Source organism: Glycomyces artemisiae (genome assembly GCF_003002955.1).
GTDB lineage: Bacteria > Actinomycetota > Actinomycetes > Mycobacteriales > Micromonosporaceae > Glycomyces > Glycomyces artemisiae.
In genome coordinates this window covers 1-17,418 of sequence record NZ_PVTJ01000009.1, presented here as the reverse complement: position 1 = coordinate 17,418, position 17,418 = coordinate 1, and the positions used below count along the sequence as shown (strand labels likewise).

Annotated in this window: 14 protein-coding genes and 1 rRNA gene; 9 read left to right on the top strand and 6 right to left on the bottom strand. The window is 69.8% G+C overall.

Going from position 1 to position 17,418, the window contains the following annotated elements:
- Positions 1–119: 119 nt before the first annotated feature.
- Positions 120–1,901 carry a proteasome ATPase gene (gene arc / locus B0I28_RS20895; protein WP_106365802.1) on the bottom strand — a complete coding sequence of 594 codons (1,782 nt, stop codon included), beginning with the start codon at positions 1,899–1,901 and terminating at the stop codon, positions 120–122.
- 116 nt (positions 1,902–2,017) lie between these two features.
- Here arc and B0I28_RS20890 point away from each other — a divergent pair, with 116 nt between their 5' ends.
- Complete coding sequence (locus tag B0I28_RS20890; protein WP_106365801.1) at positions 2,018–2,305, top strand: ferredoxin; 288 nt, start codon at positions 2,018–2,020, stop codon at positions 2,303–2,305.
- A gap of 98 nt (positions 2,306–2,403) precedes the next feature.
- On the opposite strand, the gene B0I28_RS20885 is transcribed toward B0I28_RS20890, so the two are convergent.
- The 3 genes from B0I28_RS20885 to B0I28_RS20875 all read right to left on the bottom strand — a co-directional run bounded on the left by B0I28_RS20885 (position 2,404) and on the right by B0I28_RS20875 (position 5,291).
- Positions 2,404–3,309, bottom strand: a complete 906-nt coding sequence (locus tag B0I28_RS20885) for a tRNA (adenine-N1)-methyltransferase (RefSeq protein WP_146148180.1) — start codon at positions 3,307–3,309, stop codon at positions 2,404–2,406.
- 38 nt (positions 3,310–3,347) lie between these two features.
- Positions 3,348–4,451 (bottom strand): M50 family metallopeptidase, encoded by a 1,104-nt coding sequence (locus B0I28_RS20880; RefSeq protein WP_106365800.1) that lies wholly within the window; start codon positions 4,449–4,451, stop codon positions 3,348–3,350.
- Between the two features lie 96 nt (positions 4,452–4,547).
- The gene (locus B0I28_RS20875) at positions 4,548–5,291 is read right to left on the bottom strand and encodes a class I SAM-dependent methyltransferase (RefSeq protein ID WP_106365799.1); all 744 of its coding nucleotides are present in this window, start codon (positions 5,289–5,291) and stop codon (positions 4,548–4,550) included.
- Between the two features lie 77 nt (positions 5,292–5,368).
- On the opposite strand from B0I28_RS20875, the gene B0I28_RS20870 reads away from it, so the two are divergent.
- From B0I28_RS20870 to B0I28_RS20840, 7 genes are all read left to right on the top strand, one after another.
- Positions 5,369–6,199, top strand: a complete 831-nt coding sequence (locus B0I28_RS20870; protein ID WP_106365798.1) for a RecB family exonuclease — start codon at positions 5,369–5,371, stop codon at positions 6,197–6,199.
- A 65-nt stretch (positions 6,200–6,264) separates the two neighbouring features.
- A complete protein-coding gene (locus B0I28_RS20865) occupies positions 6,265–7,500 on the top strand; it encodes a sensor histidine kinase (protein WP_106365797.1) in 1,236 nt (411 codons plus the stop codon).
- The gene (locus B0I28_RS20860) at positions 7,497–8,174 is read left to right on the top strand and encodes a response regulator (protein WP_106365796.1); all 678 of its coding nucleotides are present in this window, start codon (positions 7,497–7,499) and stop codon (positions 8,172–8,174) included. Before B0I28_RS20865 ends, B0I28_RS20860 begins: the two co-directional genes overlap by 4 nt.
- 288 nt (positions 8,175–8,462) lie before the next feature.
- Positions 8,463–9,239: an ABC transporter ATP-binding protein gene (locus B0I28_RS20855; protein WP_245889059.1), complete on the top strand. Its 777-nt coding sequence runs from the start codon at positions 8,463–8,465 to the stop codon at positions 9,237–9,239.
- A 2-nt stretch (positions 9,240–9,241) separates the two neighbouring features.
- Positions 9,242–11,767, top strand: a complete 2,526-nt coding sequence (locus B0I28_RS20850; protein WP_106365795.1) for an ABC transporter permease — start codon at positions 9,242–9,244, stop codon at positions 11,765–11,767.
- A 208-nt stretch (positions 11,768–11,975) separates the two neighbouring features.
- On the top strand, positions 11,976–12,767 hold the full coding sequence (locus tag B0I28_RS20845) for an ABC transporter ATP-binding protein (RefSeq protein WP_245889058.1): 792 nt from the start codon (positions 11,976–11,978) through the stop codon (positions 12,765–12,767).
- Positions 12,768–12,771: 4 nt separating this feature from the next.
- Positions 12,772–15,318 (top strand): ABC transporter permease, encoded by a 2,547-nt coding sequence (locus B0I28_RS20840; protein WP_106365794.1) that lies wholly within the window; start codon positions 12,772–12,774, stop codon positions 15,316–15,318.
- Between the two features lie 70 nt (positions 15,319–15,388).
- On the opposite strand, the gene B0I28_RS20835 is transcribed toward B0I28_RS20840, so the two are convergent.
- Positions 15,389–16,831, bottom strand: coding sequence for a sugar porter family MFS transporter (locus tag B0I28_RS20835; RefSeq protein WP_106365793.1), 1,443 nt, complete (start codon positions 16,829–16,831; stop codon positions 15,389–15,391).
- A 295-nt stretch (positions 16,832–17,126) separates the two neighbouring features.
- On the opposite strand from B0I28_RS20835, the gene B0I28_RS27380 reads away from it, so the two are divergent.
- Positions 17,127–17,276, top strand: coding sequence for a hypothetical protein (locus B0I28_RS27380; protein WP_157974657.1), 150 nt, complete (start codon positions 17,127–17,129; stop codon positions 17,274–17,276).
- A 52-nt stretch (positions 17,277–17,328) separates the two neighbouring features.
- Here the strand turns inward: B0I28_RS27380 and rrf are convergent.
- Positions 17,329–17,418 (bottom strand): 5S ribosomal RNA (gene rrf / locus B0I28_RS28670); the annotation flags it as partial.

The following is a 17,418-nucleotide window of genomic DNA, read 5'->3' as shown; positions in this document are numbered from 1 at the left end:
ATGGCTGCGGCTTCATGGACGGCGGTTACCCGGATGCGTGCGCGCGACACGCCGGACGCAGGAGGGATCGGCCGGCGGACGAATCCGCCGACCGATCCCTCTGAGCTGGTATTACTGAATTACAGGTACTGTCCGGTGTTCGACACGGTGTCGATGCTGCGGCCGGAGTCCGCGCCCTTGCCGGAGACGAGCGTGCGGATGTAGACGATCCGCTCGCCCTTCTTGCCGGAGATGCGGGCCCAGTCGTCCGGGTTGGTGGTGTTCGGCAGGTCCTCGTTCTCGCGGAACTCGTCCACCGTGGAGTCGATCAGGTGGCTGAGCCGGATGCCCCGCGACTGCGAGGTGAGGAAGTCCTTGATGGCCATCTTCTTGGCGCGGGCCACGATGTTCTCGATCATGGCGCCGGAGTTGAAGTCCTTGAAGTACAGGACCTCCTTGTCGCCGTCGGCGTAGGTCACTTCGAGGAAGCGGTTCTCGTCGACCTCGGAGTACATCCGCTCGACGACCGCCTGGATCATCGAGGCCACGGTGGCGTCCCGGTCCTTGTCGTGCTCGGCGAGGTCGTCGTCGTGCAGCGGCAGGGTCGGGGTGATGTACTTCGAGAAGATGTCCTTCGCGGACTCGGCGTCGGGCCGCTCGATCTTGATCTTGACGTCCAGGCGGCCGGGCCGCAGGATCGCCGGGTCGATCATGTCCTCGCGGTTGGAGGCGCCGATGACGATGACGTTCTCCAGGCCCTCGACGCCGTCGATCTCCGACAGGAGCTGCGGGACGATCGTGTTCTCGACGTCGGAGGACACGCCCGAGCCGCGGGTGCGGAAGATCGAGTCCATCTCGTCGAAGAACACGATGACCGGCATGCCCTCGCTGGCCTTCTCGCGGGCCCGCTGGAAGACCAGGCGGATGTGCCGCTCGGTCTCGCCGACGTACTTGTTCAGCAGCTCCGGGCCCTTGATGTTGAGGAAGAAGCTCTTGGAGGAGGTCTCCTCGCCGCGCATCTCGGCGACCTTCTTGGCCAGCGAGTTGGCGACGGCCTTGGCGATGAGCGTCTTGCCGCAGCCGGGAGGGCCGTAGAGCAGGATGCCCTTCGGCGGGCGCAGCTCGTGCTCGCGGAAGAGGTCGGCGTGCAGGAACGGGAGCTCCACGGCGTCGCGGATCATCTCGATCTGCCCGTCGAGGCCGCCGATGTCGTAGTAGTCGACGTCGGGGACCTCTTCGAGGACGAGCTCTTCGACCTCGCTCTTCTGGATGCGCTCGTACGCGTAGCCCGCGCGCGGCTCGATCATGACCGAGTCGCCGGCGCGCAGCGGCCCGTTGATGAGCGCGTCGGAGAGCAGCACGACCCGCTCCTCGTCGGCGTGGCTGGTGACCAGGGCCCGGTCGGGAGGTCCGCCGCTCGGGTTCTCGATGAGCTCCTTGAGCGTGACGACCTCGCCGATGCGCTCGTAGTCGAGGACCTCGACCACGTTCATGGCGTCGTTGAGCAGGACCTCCTGGCCGCGCTCCAGCTCCTCGGGGTCGATCGAGGGGGCGAGGGACACCCGGAACTTGCGACCGGAGGTGAAGACGTCTACGGTGCCGTCCTCGCGCGCGCCCAGGAACACGCCGTACCCGGACGGCGGCTGGGCGAGCCGGTCGATTTCCTCTTTCAGTGAGACGATCTGCTCGCGGGCCTCTTTCAAGGTCGCCACGAGGCGCTCGTTCTGCTCCGACAGGCGGTCGATCTGGGATTGGGCGGCGGCGAGCCGCTCCTCCAGGATGTGCATGTGTCGGGGCGTTTCGGTGAGACGGCGCCGTGCCGCGGCCAGTTCTTCCTGGAGCTCTTCGACCTGTCCTGACAGTTCGTCGCGCTCTGAGCCCTGGCCCAGGTTCTGTCGACGGTCATCGTTGCTTCGTGCCACGGGTCACACCTCCCAGGAGAGTGTTGCTACTCCAACCGTAGCTGGCTGGGGAGGCCAATAGTAAGGCTCGCCACCGACATTGCGCTACATTCTCGATGCGATTTAATGTGGGAGCCATGGCTGTGGAACGTGAACTCGAAGTCTCGATCGACCAGGACGCGTGCACCGGGGACGGGCTCTGCGTGCAGTACGCCCCCGACGTGTTCGAGTTCGACATCGACGGCCTCGCGTACGTGAAGGACACTCAGGGAGAGCTGTTGACTACGGCGGGTTCGCAAGTCAGCGTGCCTGAGCACCTGCGACTGGACATTGTGAACGCCGCGCACGACTGCCCCGGCGAGTGCATCTACGTCCGCGACCGCGCGAGCAAGGAGGCCGTCGCCGGACCCGGCGCCGACGACTAGACCGAACGACCGAAGCGCGGCCCCGCTTATACGGAGCCGCGCTATCTTGTTTCAGCACTTGGGAAGTCGTGAATCCGACTCTCGAAAACCGCGGATTGTTACTGTTCCGTTACTTCTTCGTCGGGGGCCGCCCCGGCTTCGGCGGCGATCCGCGCGTTCCGCTCCCGCAGCGCCTGCTGGCCCTTCGAGGGCTTCAGCTTCCGCGCCGGGGCCACCGTCCCGGGGGCGAGCTTGCGCGCGGTGATGAGGAACGCGGTGTGGGCGATCATGCGGTGGTCCGGGCGGACCGCCAGGCCCTCCAGGTGCCAGCCGCGGATGAGCGACTCCCACGCCTCGGGCTCGGTGAAGGTCTTGCGCTCGCGCAGGGCCTCGACGAGTTCGGACATCTGCGTGGTGGTCGCGACGTATCCGATGAAGACACCGCCGGGCCGCAGGATTCGCTCTACTGTGTCCAGTACCTCCCACGGGGAGAGCATGTCGAGCACGACCCGGTCGACCGGCGCGTCGAGCTCGGCCTCGGCCACGTCCCCCACCGTCAGCGTCCACTGCTCGGGCAGCTCCCCGTAGTAGCCCGCGACGTTCTCCTGCGCGATCTTCGCGAAGTCCTCGCGCAGCTCCCACGAGAACACGCGGCCGGTCGGGCCCACGGCCCGCAGCAGCCAGTTCGTGAGCGCCCCGGAGCCCGCCCCGGCCTCGACGACGCGCGCGCCCGGGTAGATGTCGCCGAACGTGAGGATCTGCGCGATGTCCTTGGGGTAGATGACCTGGGCGCCGCGTCGCATCGACAGGCCGTAGTCCGGCAGCAGCGGGCGCAGCGCCAGGTAGGCGGTGCCTCCCTCGGTGGTGACCGTGACGCCGTCGGGCCTGCCGATGAGGTCGTCGTGGAACAGCCTGCCCCGGTGGGTGTGGAAGGCGCCGCCCTCGGCGAGGGTGATCGTGGCCTTCCGGTTCTTCGCGTCGGTCAGTTGGACGCGGTCGCCCGGCGCCAGCAGGTCAGATGCCACTTTGCCTCGTGTCTCCTTCGGTTCAGGTCCGAAGCATCTTAACGGAGGGCTTTGACCACGTCGGCGGTGTAGAGCAGCCCTGTCAGGCGCCCCTCATCGACCACGAAGAACCGGTCCGCGCCGCTCTTGCCGATCGCGTCGACGAGCGCCTGGCCGGTCAGGCCGGCCCCGAGCCCGGGGATCTGCTGCGCCGAGCGCAGGAGCCCGGCCAGGGGCATGGCGTCGACCTGGTCGGGCGGCACGGCCTCGGCGCTGGCGCGGTCGAGGACGCCCACCGGGCGTCCGTCGACGGCCACCACCTCCTTGTCCCCCGCCGCGGCGAGGGCCTCGCCGAGGGTCGCCGAGGCGCTCACGACGACGACCGGGCGGGCGAGCCGCGCGGCGTCGAGGGCCTTGACGCGCGGGCCCATGCGGGCGGCGCGGATCGCGCCCGTGGCGCCGCGCCACAGCTCGAACGCGACCATGAGCAGCAGGATCAGGCCGATCCAGGAGAACATGCGGTTGGAGAACAGCCACAGGCCCGCGCCGACGGTGCCGACGGCGACGACGCGCCCGGCCCACCCGGCGACCCGGTAACCACTCCAGCGGTCGCCCGTGGCGGCCCAGATGCCCGCCTGGAGGGCCTTGCCGCCGTCCAGAGGCAGGCCCGGGAGCAGGTTGTAGGCGGCCACGAGGAGGTTCGCCACGCACACCTGGAAGCTCAGCTGCCAGCCGAGCGTGCCCACGTCGATGACGGCGACGCCCGCGAGCCCCGCCAGGCCCAGCAGCAGCGAGACGGCCGGGCCCGCCAGCGCGATGGCGGCGGCCGTCGAGGGCTTCGGCGCCTCGCGGTCCATCTCGGTGAAGCCGCCGAAGGCGTCGAGGTTGATCTGGCGCACGCCGATCCCGGCGCGCAGGCTCACCAGCGCGTGGCCGAGCTCGTGCAGGAACACCGACAGGAGCAGGGTGAGCGCGAACAGGGCGGCGACCGCGAGCGAGGCGCCCGCGCCGATGCCGGGGACCGAGCGCTGGACGATCGGCGCGTAGACGGCGACGACCATCGCGGCGAGGATCAGCCACGTGTAGCCGAGCGTCACGGGGATGCCCTTGACGCGGACGAGCGTGAAACCGGAGCGGCGGAAGGCCAGGACGTTGGTCGACATCGGCGGCAATGCTACGCGCACTCTTGGCGAAGCTCGCGAGCCATAACTGTGCACAGGCGCAGGAGTCCGGGCGCGGTTCAGAGCATTCCGATGAGTTCAGACGGGCCTGACGCGGAAGGCGTGGGTCCGGTAGGGCATCGCGAAGGTCTCGCGTCCAGCGAGGTCGGGGTGGGTGGCGATGAGGTCCTCGACGCGGGCGACGAGGTCGCGCCGGCGGTCGGCGTCGGCGGTGAGGTAGTAGGAGCGGGACTGGACGAGCCGGATCAGGCCGTCGGCGTCGAGGGGCTTCTCGTGCCGGAAGACCCGCACCTCGGGTTCGCCGAAGCCGGGCTCGAAGTAGCCGGGCTCGGCGGCGCGGGTGGCCATCTGCTCGCCTTTGGAGGAGCCGACGATCTCGGTGAGGCGCTCGACCCAGTCGACGGACTCGTCGCGGAGGTTCCAGATCGGGGCGAGGACGCCGCCGGGGCGCAGGACGCGGCGCAGCTCGGGGAGGGCCTTGGGGCGGTCGAACCAGTGGAAGGCCTGGCCGGCGGTGATGACGTCGGCGCTCGCGTCGGGGAGCGGGAGCGCTTCGGCGCTGCCGACCCGCGCGTCGACGAGGCCGGTGGTGGCGGCGGTGAGCTTGGCGAGCATCTGCTCGTCGGGGTCGACGGCGGTGACGCGGTGGCCGAGGGCGATGAGGCCGCGGGTGAGCAGGCCGGTCCCGGCGCCGACGTCGACGACGTCGGCGGGCGCGTCCCCGGCGAGCCAGGCGAGGGCCTCGGCGGGGTACGTGGGGCGGGCGGCGTCGTAGAGGTCGGCGGCCTGGCCGAAGGAGCGCGCTTGCTGCTGGTTCGTCATACCTAAACCGTACGTGCGTTATGTTAAAAAGTCCAGCGGCCCGAAGGCGTGTCGGCGCCCCGTCCTATGCTCAAGGGATGTCGAACGCCACCCGACCGACCCAGCTGTCCCCTTCGCGCGCCGGGGATTTCAAGCAGTGCCCGCTGCTGTACCGGTTCCGGGCGGTCGACCGCCTGCCCGAGCCGTCCTCAAGGGCGCAGGTGCAGGGGACGCTCGTCCACGCGGTCCTGGAGCGGCTGTACGAGCTGGAGGCGGGGCGGCGCACCCCGGAGGAGGCGCTGGCGCTCATCGAGCCGGAGTGGACGCGCCTGAACGCGTCCCAGGAGTACTCGGAGCTGTTCGACGGCCTGAGCGACGAGTCCGACTGGCTGCGCGGCGTGCGGCGCCTGGTCGAGACGTACTTCGCGATGGAGGACCCGCAGCGCCTCCAGCCGCACCGCACGGAGTGCCTGGTGACGACCACGCTCGACGACGGCACGCAGCTGAAGGGGTTCATCGACCGGGCCGACGTGAACCCGGCGGGGCTGGTGCGCCTGGTGGACTACAAGACCGGGAAGCGCCCGCCGGACCGGTTCGCGGACAAGGCGCTGTTCCAGATGAAGTTCTACGCGCTGGTGTGGTGGCGCACCCGCGGGAAGGTGCCGACGCTGCTGCGGCTGATGTACCTCGGCGACGGCCAGGTGCTCGACTACACGCCGACCGAGCGGGAGCTGGAGCAGTTCGAGCGCACCCTCAAGGCGCTGTGGGCGTCGATGCGGGAGGCGATCGCCACGGGCCTGTTCCGGCCGCAGAAGTCGAAGCTGTGCGGCTGGTGCGCGCACCAGAAGCTGTGCCCGGAGTTCGGCGGGGAGCCCCCGGCGTATCCGCTGACGACCGTCCTTTCAGGACTGGAGATGCCTCCTCCCTGAGACGGATCCGCGAATCATTCCCACGTTCGATGAAACGGGAGTGACCGGCGGATACGGTATAGAGCGTGCACGCCGCCTCCGCCTTCCACCGCTTCCGCTACTGGCTCCACGAGCGGCCCTTCCTCGCCGACTGCCTGCTCGCGGTGGTCCTCGGGGTCATCTACACGGGGTTCTTCGCCGCGACGGCGCAGCTCGCGCCCGACTACGCGCTTGAGTGGCCGCAGTCGCTGCTGATCCTGGCGCCGTTCTCGGTCATCGCGCTGCGGCGGCGGTCGCTGTGGGCGGGCGTGGTCCTCGGCCTCGTGATCATGGGCGTCGCGGTGTTCTGGGAGCCCGCGCAGGTCATGGGCGCCGACAGCGGTATCGGGTTCTTCGTGCTCACGTACACCGCGGCCGCGTGGCGGCCGGTGAAGACGGCGCTGCTCGCGTCGGCCGCGATCTGGGTCCCGGTCGCGGGGGTCATCTACGCGGGCGTCGGCGCCGAGCTCGACCACATCACCGCCACGATCCTCGTCATGGTCAACCTCGTCATGGCCGCCACGGTGTTCTGGATCGGGTGGGTCGTGCGGAACCGGCGCGAGAAGGTCGAGGAGCTGTCGGACCGGGCCCGGTTCGCCGAGGAGCGGCAGGAGGCCCTCGCGGCCCAGGCCGTCGCGGACGAGCAGCGGCGCATCGCCCGCGAGCTGCACGACGTCGTCGCGCACCACATCTCGGTCATCGGGGTGATGTCGGAGGGCGCCAAGCGGGTCCTGCGCACCGACCCCGACGCGGCCGAGGAGGCGCTGACGACGGTGAACCAGACCGCGCGCACCGCGCTGCGCGAGATGCGCGACATCCTCACCGTCCTGCGCAACGGCCATGAGGAGAGCGACCGCGCAGAACTCGAACCGCAGCCTACAGTGGACTCGCTGCGGGCGCTGGTGGCGCAGACCAAGGAGGCCGGCCTGCCGGTGCGATACACCGTCCGCGGCGAGGAGTACCCGCTGCCGACGGGCGTGAGCCTGGCGGTCTACCGGATCGCGCAGGAGGCCCTGACGAACACGATCAAGCACGCCGGGCCCCACGCGAGGGCCGGCGTCGTCGTCGACTACGGCGACCAGGAGTTCCGGATCTCCGTGGGCGACTCCGGGACCGGGGCGCCGACCGCCTCCGGGTTCTCCGGCGGCCACGGCCTGATCGGCATGCGCGAGCGCGCCACGCTGTACGGCGGCACGCTTGAGGTCGGGCCCCGGCCCGGCGGCGGGTACCTCGTCGAGGCCCACTTCCCCAAGAACGCCCACCTCCAGGGAGTGACCACATGAGCGACCGGCCGATCCGCCTCCTCCTGGCCGACGACCAGCAGCTGCTGCGCGCCGGCTTCAAGATGGTGCTCGGCGCCGAGACCGACATCGACATCGTCGGCGAGGCCGGCGACGGCGTCGAGGCGTTCGAGCTGACCCGCAGGCTGGTGCCGGACGTGGTCCTCATGGACATCCGCATGCCGCGGCGCGACGGCGTCGCCGCGACCGCCGACATCGTGCAGGCGAACCTGCCGACGCGGGTCCTGGTGCTCACCACGTTCGACCTCGACGAGTACGTCGTGGGCGCGCTGCGGTCCGGGGCCGCCGGGTTCCTCACCAAGGACGCCCCCGCCGCCGACCTCGTCGAGGCGATCCGCACCGTCCACCGCGGCGGCGCCGTCGTCGCCCCGCACATCCTCTCGACACTGCTGGGGCGCTTCGCGCAGCACCGCGGCGCCGACGACGACCGCACCCCCGCGATCCTCGGCGCGCTCACCGCTCGCGAGAAGGAGGTCCTCATGCTCCTGGCGAAGGGCCTCACGAACGCCGAGATCGCCGACTCCCTCACCGTCGGCGAGACCACCGTCAAGACGCACGTCGGCCACCTGCTCACCAAGCTCGGCGTCCGCGACCGCGTCCAGGCCGTGGTCCTCGCCTACGAGACCGGCCTCGTCAAGCCCGGCACGACCGGCTGACCTGCCCGGCCTCCTCCCCCGGTGCCGCCCCCTCCGCCTGCGGGCGTAGGCGAAGACCGTTCTCGAAGCGGATGCGGGCGGCCCGGGGAACGCATATCGTCGAAACCGATGATGCGGGCCACGATGCCGAATGACATCAGCTATGATGTCAGAATCCGGCGTTTCGACGTCACAGGTTCGCATCGCGAACAGCAGCAAGGCTCCACGGGGCGGCGCCCCGCGGAGCGCAGGAAACCAGCACACCGAATCCCTCGGAACCCGACACCTTCACCCGAAAGCGAGAGCGTCGTGTCCACCGCATCCCCCGTCAAGACCACCGCCGTATCGGCCGAAGGCGTCTGGAAGGCCTACGGCACGGGCGAAGCCCAGGTCGTCGCCCTCCGCGACGTCTCCGTCCAGTTCGCCTCCGGCGCGTTCACCGCGATCATGGGCCCCTCCGGGTCCGGCAAGTCCACCCTCATGCACTGCCTCGCCGGGCTCGACACCACCGACCGCGGCACCGTCCACATCGGCGACACCCCCGTCACCGGCCTCAGCGACAAGGCCCTCACGAAGCTCCGCCGCGACAAGATCGGCTTCATCTTCCAGCAGTTCAACCTGCTGCCCACGCTCACCGCGGAGGAGAACATCACGCTCCCCGCCGCCATCGCGGGCGCCAAGGCCGACCCGGACTGGATCAAGAAGATCATCCACACCCTCGACCTCACCGACCGCCTGTCGCACAAGCCGACCGAGCTCTCGGGCGGCCAGCAGCAGCGCGTCGCCTGCGCCCGCGCGCTGGCCTCGCGGCCCGAGGTCGTGTTCGCCGACGAGCCCACCGGCAACCTCGACACGCGCTCGGGCGCCGAGGTCCTGCGGTTCCTGCGCACCAGCGTCGACGAATTCGGGCAGACCATCGTCATGGTCACCCACGACCCCAGCGCCGCCGCGTACGCCGACCGCGTGGTCTTCCTCGCCGACGGCCAGATCGTCGAGGACATGACCGAGCCGACCGCCGACAAGGTCATCGACAAGATGAAGCACTTCGAGGAACTCGTCGCCGCCGCCCAGGAAGCCGCCGCCTAGCCATGCTCCGTGCCACCCTCAAGGGGATGGCGAGCCGCAAGGCCCGCCTCGTCCTCACCAGCCTCGCCGTCGTCCTGGGCACCATGTTCGTGGCCGCGGCGATGGTCCTCACCGCGACCATGGAGAAGTCCGTCTCCGGGGTCATCGCCGACGCCTTCACCGGCGTCGACGCGGTCGTCACCTCCGCGGAGGACCCGGCCGCCGCCCAGGGCAACACCCCCAGCGCGACCCTCATCCCCGCCGACGTCCTCGACACCGTCCGCGGCGTCGACGGCGTCGACACGGCCGACGGCGACGTCTCCGGCCAGGTCAACGCCATCGGCGACGACGGGAAGCTCGTGGGCGCCTTCGCCCCCACCATCGGCTTCAACTGGAACGACCAGTCCACCGGCTACAACGAGATCCGCGACGGCCGCGGCCCGCAGGCCGACGACGAGGTCATCGTCTCCGCCCAGTTCGTCACCGACGCCGGACTGTCCATCGGCGACACCGTCACCGCCTACTCCTACTCCGCCGACCGCGCCGACTACGAGATCGTCGGCGTCTTCGGCCTCAGCGGCGACCGCGACTCCCTCGCCGGGGAGACGCAGATGGGCTTCACCACCGCCGAAGCGCAGCGCCTGCTCACCCAGGGCGAGAACGCCTACATGACGATCTACGTCACCGGTGACGCCGCCACCGGCGACATCGCCGACGCGATCGGCGCCGACTACCGCGTCCAGACCGGCGAGGAGGCCTCGGAAGAGGCCGCCGAGGGCTTCGCGGCCGTCGCCGACATCATGGGCTACATCTTCCTCGGCTTCGGCCTCGTCGCGGTGTTCGTGTCGGTGTTCCTCATCATCAACACCTTCACCATCATCGTCGCCCAGCGCCAGCGCGAACTCGCGCTCCTGCGGGCCATCGGCGCCGCGCGCGGCCAGGTCGTCGGCTCGGTCCTCGCCGAAGCCGCCGTCATCGGCGTCATCGCCTCCATCGCCGGCCTCGGCCTCGGCGTGCTGCTCGGCTGGGGGCTGTCCCAGCTCGTCAGCTCCTCCGCGATGGGCGGACTGCCCGTGGAGCTCGAAGTCCCGCCGACGTCCCTGTGGGCGCTCGCGGTCGGCATCGGCGTCACCGTCCTGTCCGCCATCATCCCCGCCGTCAGGGCCTCCGGCGTCCCGCCGGTCGCCGCCATGCGCGAGGCGGTCAACCCGCCGAAACCGCTGCGCGGCATCACCATCGCCGGGCTCGCGGTCACCGCGGTCGGCGGCGTCCTGGTCGCCCTGGGCCTCACCGACAACCTCGGCGACCTCGGCCTGACCGGGTTCCTCACCGGCGTGGGCATCGCGTTCGTCGGCATCACGCTGCTGACGCCGATCCTGTCGCGCCCGCTCGTGGCGCTCCTCGGCGCGGTCATGTCGTGGTCGTTCTCGGGCCGCCTCGGCAAGCTCAACGCCGGGCGCAACCCGCGGCGCACCGCGATCACCGCCTCGGCGCTCATGATCGCCGTCGCGCTGGTCACCGGCATCGCCACGATCGTCTCCAGCTTCAAGGAGACCACCGCCGAGCTCGCGGACCAGAACCTCGACTCCGACCTCATCGTCATGGGCCAGCAGGGGGCCAACATCCCCACGTTCGCGCCCGAGACGCTCGCCGAGATCAAGGCCCTGCCCGACGTGTCCGCCGTCGGCGACATGTACGGCGAGTTCTTCGGCGCCGAAGTCGACGGCCGCCAGACCGCGCTGCTCGCAAGCGAGGACCTCCCCACGAGCCTGGGGATCTTCTCCGGGACCGTCGCCGAGGGCTCGGCGGACCTCCCCGACGACGGCCTCGCCGTCAACGAGTCCGCCGCCGCCGACTACGGCGTCGAGCTCGGCGACACCGTGCCCGTGACGTTCGCCGACGGCACCGAGGTGCCGCTGCGCGTCTCGGCGATCCTCGACGACGCGCTCCTCACCGACGGCTGGTGGGTCGCGCCCGCGCAGATCGAGCACTTCACCGTGCCGAAGCCGATGCAGGCGTACATCCAGGTCGCCGACGGCGCCGACGTCGACGCCGTCCAGGACCAGGTCGACGACATCCTCGCCGACGAGCCCGAAGTGAGCGTCACCAACAACGCCGACTTCGTGGAGCAGCAGACCTCGCAGCTCGACATCCTGCTGAACTCGGTGCAGATCCTGCTCGCGCTGGCGATCATCATCGCGATCATCGGCGTGGTCAACACCCTGGTCCTGTCGGTCCTCGAACGCACCAGGGAGCTGGGGCTCCTGCGCGCGATCGGCATGACCCGCGGCCAGGCGCGGCGCATGATCACCGTCGAGTCGGTCATCATCTGCCTGTTCGGCGCGGTGCTCGGCATCGCCGTCGGCATCGGCCTGGGCTGGACGGTCCAGCAGGCGCTCGAAGAGGAGGGCCTCACCAGCTTCGCGCTCCCGTGGGACCTCATCGTCACGTACCTCGTCGCGGCCGTCGCGGTGGGCCTGCTCGCCGCGATCGCCCCGGCGGCCCGCGCGGCGAAGCTGAACGTGCTCAACGCCATCGCCTACGAATAAGCCTTCACCCCAACAGGAAACCAGGAGAGGGGCGGCGCCGGAAGGCGCCGCCCCTCCCGTCTGCCCGCTCCCCCTCGGCCGAAAGACGGAGGCCGCGCGCGGGGCTCCGACCTGCGGAGGAGCCGAGCTCTGGCCCGCGGGCCGAAGCGCATATCCGGGCGCGTCCATAGCCTTGAAAGGACAGTCACCCGATCAGAAAGGCGCTCCCGTGCCACTCGCGAATCCCCCCGCCCCGCAGCTCACCAGGACCCGCTCCGCCGTCACGGCCGCCAACCTGTGGCGCGCCTACGGCTCCGGCGAGGCCCAGGTCGTGGCCCTGCGCGACGTCTCGGTCCAGTTCGCCTCCGGCGCGTTCACCGCGATCATGGGCCCGTCGGGCTCGGGCAAGTCCACGCTCATGCACTGCCTCGCCGGGCTCGACACCACCGACCGCGGCACCGTCCGCATCGGCGAGACCGCGATCACGGGCCTGAACGACAAGGCCCTCACGAAGCTCCGCCGCGACAAGATCGGCTTCATCTTCCAGCAGTTCAACCTGCTCCCGACCCTGACGGCCGAGGAGAACATCCTCCTGCCGGCCTCGATCGCCGGGACGAAGGCCGACCCGGAGTGGATCGCCCGCATCATCGCCACGCTCGACCTCGCCGACCGCCTCACCCACAAGCCGACCGAGCTCTCCGGCGGCCAGCAGCAGCGCGTCGCCTGCGCCCGCGCCCTCGCGACCCGCCCCGAGGTGGTCTTCGCCGACGAGCCCACCGGCAACCTCGACACCCGCTCCAGCGGCGAGGTCCTGCGGTTCCTGCGCCGGTCCGTCGACGACTTCGGGCAGACCATCGTCATGGTCACCCACGACCCGAGCGCCGCGGCCCATGCCGACCGCGTCGTGTTCCTCGCCGACGGCCAGATCGTCGAGGACCTCCACCGGCCCACCGCCGACGCCGTCATCGACACCATGCGCGGCTTCGAGAACCGCGTCCCGCTCGCCGGAGAGGCCCGCTAAGCACATGCTCCGCGCAACCCTGAAGGGCATGGCGGCCCGCAAGGCCCGCCTGATCCTCACCAGCCTCGCCGTCGTCCTCGGCTCGGCCTTCATCGCCGCCGCCCTCGTCCTCACCGCGTCCATCCGCGCCACGGTGGACGACCTCAGCGGCGACGCCTACAAGGGCGCCGACGTCATCGTCCAGCCCGTCGAGCCGGAGAACCGCGGCGACCGGCTCGTCCGCGACGGCGTCGCCGCCGAGACCCTCGCCGCGATCGAGGCGAACGGCGACGTCGCCGACGTCAGCACCACCGTCACCTGGATGGTCAACGCCCTCGGCGAGGACGGCAAGATCGTCGGCGGCTTCGCGCCGACCATGGCCGTCAACTGGGGCGACGAGTCCGTCGAGCGCGAGATGCGCGAGGGCCGCGCCCCCGAGGCCGACGGCGAAGTCGCGGTCTCGGCCCAGTTCGTGACCGAATCAGGGCTCGGCCTCGGCGACACCGTCACCGCCTACTCCCTGTCCACCGACGAGACCCCGTACGAGATCGTCGGCGTCTACGGCTACGCCGGAGGCCGCGACTCCCTCTCGGGCTCAACGGAACTCGCGTTCACCACGACCGAGGCGCAGCGCCTGGTCTTCGGCGGCGAGGACGTCTACTCGGCCGTCGCGGTCACCGCCGCCGACGGCGTGGACGCCGACGAGCTGCTCAAGGCCCTCGAACCGGCCGTGGGCGCCGAGTCCGAGGCCATCACCCACCAGGCATACGTGGACGACCTGAACGCCGAGAGCGCCGAAGTCACCAGCGTCATCGGCTACTTCCTGCTCGGCTTCGGCCTCATCGCCGTGTTCGTGTCGGTGTTCCTCATCGCGAACACCTTCTCCATCGTGATCGCCGGGCGCCTCAAGGAGATCGCGATGATGCGCGCCATCGGCGCGGGCCGCGGCCAGATCATCCGCTCCGTCCTCGCCGAAGCGGGTCTGCTCGGCGCGGCCGCCGCGGCCGTCGGCGCCGGCCTCGGCGTCGCCGCGGGCGCGGGCCTGACTTCGGTGATCGCCAACGGCTTCCTCGACACCGCCACCACAAGCGTCGCGATCCCCTGGAGCGCCCCGCTCGCGGCCGTCGCCGTCGGCCTCGGCGTCACCGTCCTCTCCGCGCTCGTCCCGGCCGTGCGGGCCTCCAAGACCCCGCCCGTCGAGGCCATGCGCGAAGCGGTCAAGGCCGACAAGCCGATCACCGGCATCACCGTCACCGGCCTCGTCGTCACCCTGCTCGGCGCCGCCGGGATCATCCTGGGACTCAACGAGACCTTCGGATCCGACGACGCCAACCTCATCGCCGCCGCCGTCGGCGCGGGCGTCGTGTTCATCGGCGTCGCGCTCCTGACGGCATGGCTGTCGAAGCCCGTCGTCGCGCTCCTCGGCGCGGTCTGGTCCTGGTCCTTCGCCGGGCGCCTGGGGCGCCTCAACGCCTCCCGCAACCCGCGCCGCACCGCGGTCACCGCGGCCGCGCTCATGATCGGCGTGACCCTCGTGACCGCCACGGCCACACTGCTCACCAGCGTCAAGGAGAGCCTCGCCGAACGCTTCGACACCACCATCAAGGCCGAGCTGTTCGTCACCGGCCCGGTCACCGCCTCGGTGCCGGCCACGTTCGACCCCGAGGTCATGGACGAGATCCGGGCCGTCGACGGCGTCGAGGCCGCCGTGGACCTCTACTACGACCTCGCCCAGATCGACGGCACCGAGCAGTACGTCAACGCCAGCTCCGACATCGAAGGAGCCGTCACCCAGTTCGGCGGGGTCGTCGCCGAAGGGTCCATGAAGGACCTCGGCGAAGGCGAGATCGCCGCCAACGACGCCGCGGCCGAGCAGCTCGGCATCGGCATCGGCGACACCGTCACCGCGACGTTCAGCCGCGGCACCGAGGCCCACGAGTTCACCCTCGTCGCGATCATCGCCGACAACGAGGAGAGCGACGGCTTCTACGTGGACCCGGCCTACACCGCCGAGTTCTACACGCCCAAGCCGAACATGGCCCTGGTCGACGTCGCCGACGGCGCCGACGTCGGGGACGTGACCGCCGAGGTCGAGGACCTCATCGCCGACCAGCCCTCGGTGAGCGTCCAGAACCACGAGGAGTACCTCTCGCAGGTCACGGTGTTCTTCGACTACGCCATCATCGCGATCCAGCTGCTGCTGGCGCTGGCGATGATCGTCGCGGTCATCGGCGTCGTCAACACGCTGGTCCTGTCGGTCCTCGAACGCACCCGCGAGCTCGGGATGCTCCGGGCGATCGGCATGACCCGCGGGCAGACGACCCGCATGGTCACCGTCGAGAGCGTCACGATCGCCCTGTTCGGCGCCCTCCTGGGCATCGGCACGGGCCTGCTCCTCGGCTGGATCGTCCAGCAGGCGCTCGCGCCCACCGGCATCGAGTCCTTCGCGATCCCGACCGCGCTCATCGCCGCTTACCTCGCGGCGTCCGTCCTCGTCGGACTCCTCGCGGCCATCGCCCCGGCGGTGCGGGCCTCCAAGGTCGACATCCTCGGCGCGATCTCCTACGAGTAGGGCCTTCCTCGGCAGCGGGGGAAACAGAAGCGGGGCGCCCGAAAGGGCGCCCCGCTTCACTATGCGTGCGTCAAGTGGCGAGCTCGCCCCGCTCCAGGCTCTCCATGTCCTCCAGCTCGATGCCCTTCGTCTCCCGCACCATCTTCCAGACGAAGACGAACGAGATCAGCGCGAACAGCGAGTACAGGCCGTACGCCAGGAACAGGCCGGTCTGGGCCAGTTCGGGGAACGTGACGGTGATGAGCCAGTTGGAGATCCACTGCGCGGCCGCGGCCACGCCGAGCGCGGAGGCGCGGATCCGGTTGGGGAACATCTCCCCGAGGAGCACCCACACGACCGGACCCCACGTGAACGCGAACCCGAACACGAACACGTTCGCCGCGATCAGCGCGGTCACGCCGGCCCCGTCGCTCAGGACCGGGTTGTTCTCGGCGTCCACCGGCGACGACGCGAAGATCACGGCCATGGTGCCGAGCGCGACGAACATGATCGCCGAGCCCGACAGCAGCAGCTTCTTGCGGCCGATCCGGTCGACCAGGTAGATCGCGAGGATCGTACCGGCGATGTTCACGATCGAGTTGATGACCGAGGTCAGGAACGCGTCGTTCTCGCTGAATCCGACGGACTGCCACAGCGACGTCGAGTAGTAGAAGATGACGTTGATGCCCACGAACTGCTGGAACATCGACAGGAAGATCCCGACCCACACGATCGGCAGCAGGCCGAGGCGCGGACCGCGCACATCCGAGATGCGCGGCGGATGGTCGCTGGAGAGCGTCCCCTGGATCTCGATGATCTTGTGGTCGACGTTGCCGCCGACGTACTTCAGGAGCACCTCGCGCGCCCGGTCGAGCTGCTGCTTCGCCACCAGGTAGCGAGGCGACTCGGGGATGTTCAGCGAGAACATGAAGTACACGAACGCGGGGATCGCGGCGGCCGCGAACATCCACCGCCACGCGGTCCCGCCCCACGGCACCTCGCCGCTCGCGCCGCCGGCCGAGGCCTGTATGCCGAAGTTGACGATCAGCGCGCCGAAGATGCCGAGCACGATCGCGAACTGCTGCAGCGAACCCAGCCTGCCGCGCAGGTGCGCGGGAGAGATCTCCGCGATATACGCGGGGGCGATCACGCTCGCCGCGCCGATCGCGAAACCGCCGATGATGCGCCAGATCGTGAGGTCCACCGGGCCCGTCGCCAACGCGCTGCCCAGCGAGGTCACGAAGAAGACGATCGCCGCGAGCATCATGACCTTGGGCCGGCCGATCCGGTTCGCAAGGGAGCCCGCGAACCAGGCGCCGACCGCGCAGCCGAGCAGGGCCGAGGAGACGACGATGCCGGTCTCGACCGAGCCGATCCCCCACTGCCGCTCAAGCGCCCCGGTGGTGCCGTTGATGACCGCCGTGTCGTATCCGAACAGGAAGCCGCCCAGGGCCGCGGCGATCGACACGAACAGCGCCGACCCGGTCGGCCCTTCGGGTTCACCGCGCAGCAGACCCTCATTGTCTGTCGTCATCACTCACTCCCGTACGCGACTAGAACCGATACCACACGTGCACGAATCCTAAGCCGCTAATGCCTTGAAGATCACGAATTGCCGGAATCCGAGACCTACCCTGGGCCGGAGTGGATCAACCCCGATCGGCCGCGCAGCGGCTCATCGATGGAAGCGGAGCGACGGAGAAGCACGAGATCAGACCAGAGTCGACTACTGTGACCCATCTAACTTGTGATGCCCACCATCATTGATTTATCGATGTGGGACAATACCTGAAGGGCAACACCCAGAGCCTGCAACGGAGGAGGCCAACGTGAGCACATTCTTCAGTGTCGTCGGTGCTATCGGAATCGCGATCGCGCTAGTGACAGTGTCGCTACTGACATTCCTGGTGACCGGCGCGATCTTCGGGATCGGCGTCGGAGTCGCCAAGGTCAGAGACGCGCTCTCGACTTCTTCGTAGGCATGCGAGAAGGCCCCCACCTTGCGGTGGGGGCCTTCTCTGTACGTTTCATGTTTGGCGGTGTCCTGCTCTCCCACACCCCCTCGGGTGCAGTACCATCGGCGCTGGAAGCCGTAACGACCGGGTTCGGAATGGGACCGGG

Excerpts from the sequence above, each read along its gene's own strand:
- B0I28_RS20860 (WP_106365796.1), top strand. The coding sequence starts at position 7,497 with ATGAGCGACCGGCCGATCCGCCTCCTCCTGGCCGACGACCAGCAGCTG.
- B0I28_RS20840 (WP_106365794.1), top strand. The coding sequence starts at position 12,772 with ATGCTCCGCGCAACCCTGAAGGGCATGGCGGCCCGCAAGGCCCGCCTG.
- B0I28_RS20880 (WP_106365800.1), bottom strand. The coding sequence starts at position 4,451 with ATGTCGACCAACGTCCTGGCCTTCCGCCGCTCCGGTTTCACGCTCGTC.
- B0I28_RS20870 (WP_106365798.1), top strand. The coding sequence starts at position 5,369 with ATGTCGAACGCCACCCGACCGACCCAGCTGTCCCCTTCGCGCGCCGGG.
- B0I28_RS20890 (WP_106365801.1), top strand. The coding sequence starts at position 2,018 with ATGGCTGTGGAACGTGAACTCGAAGTCTCGATCGACCAGGACGCGTGC.
- B0I28_RS20850 (WP_106365795.1), top strand. The coding sequence starts at position 9,242 with ATGCTCCGTGCCACCCTCAAGGGGATGGCGAGCCGCAAGGCCCGCCTC.
- B0I28_RS20875 (WP_106365799.1), bottom strand. The coding sequence starts at position 5,291 with ATGACGAACCAGCAGCAAGCGCGCTCCTTCGGCCAGGCCGCCGACCTC.
- B0I28_RS20835 (WP_106365793.1), bottom strand. The coding sequence starts at position 16,831 with ATGACGACAGACAATGAGGGTCTGCTGCGCGGTGAACCCGAAGGGCCG.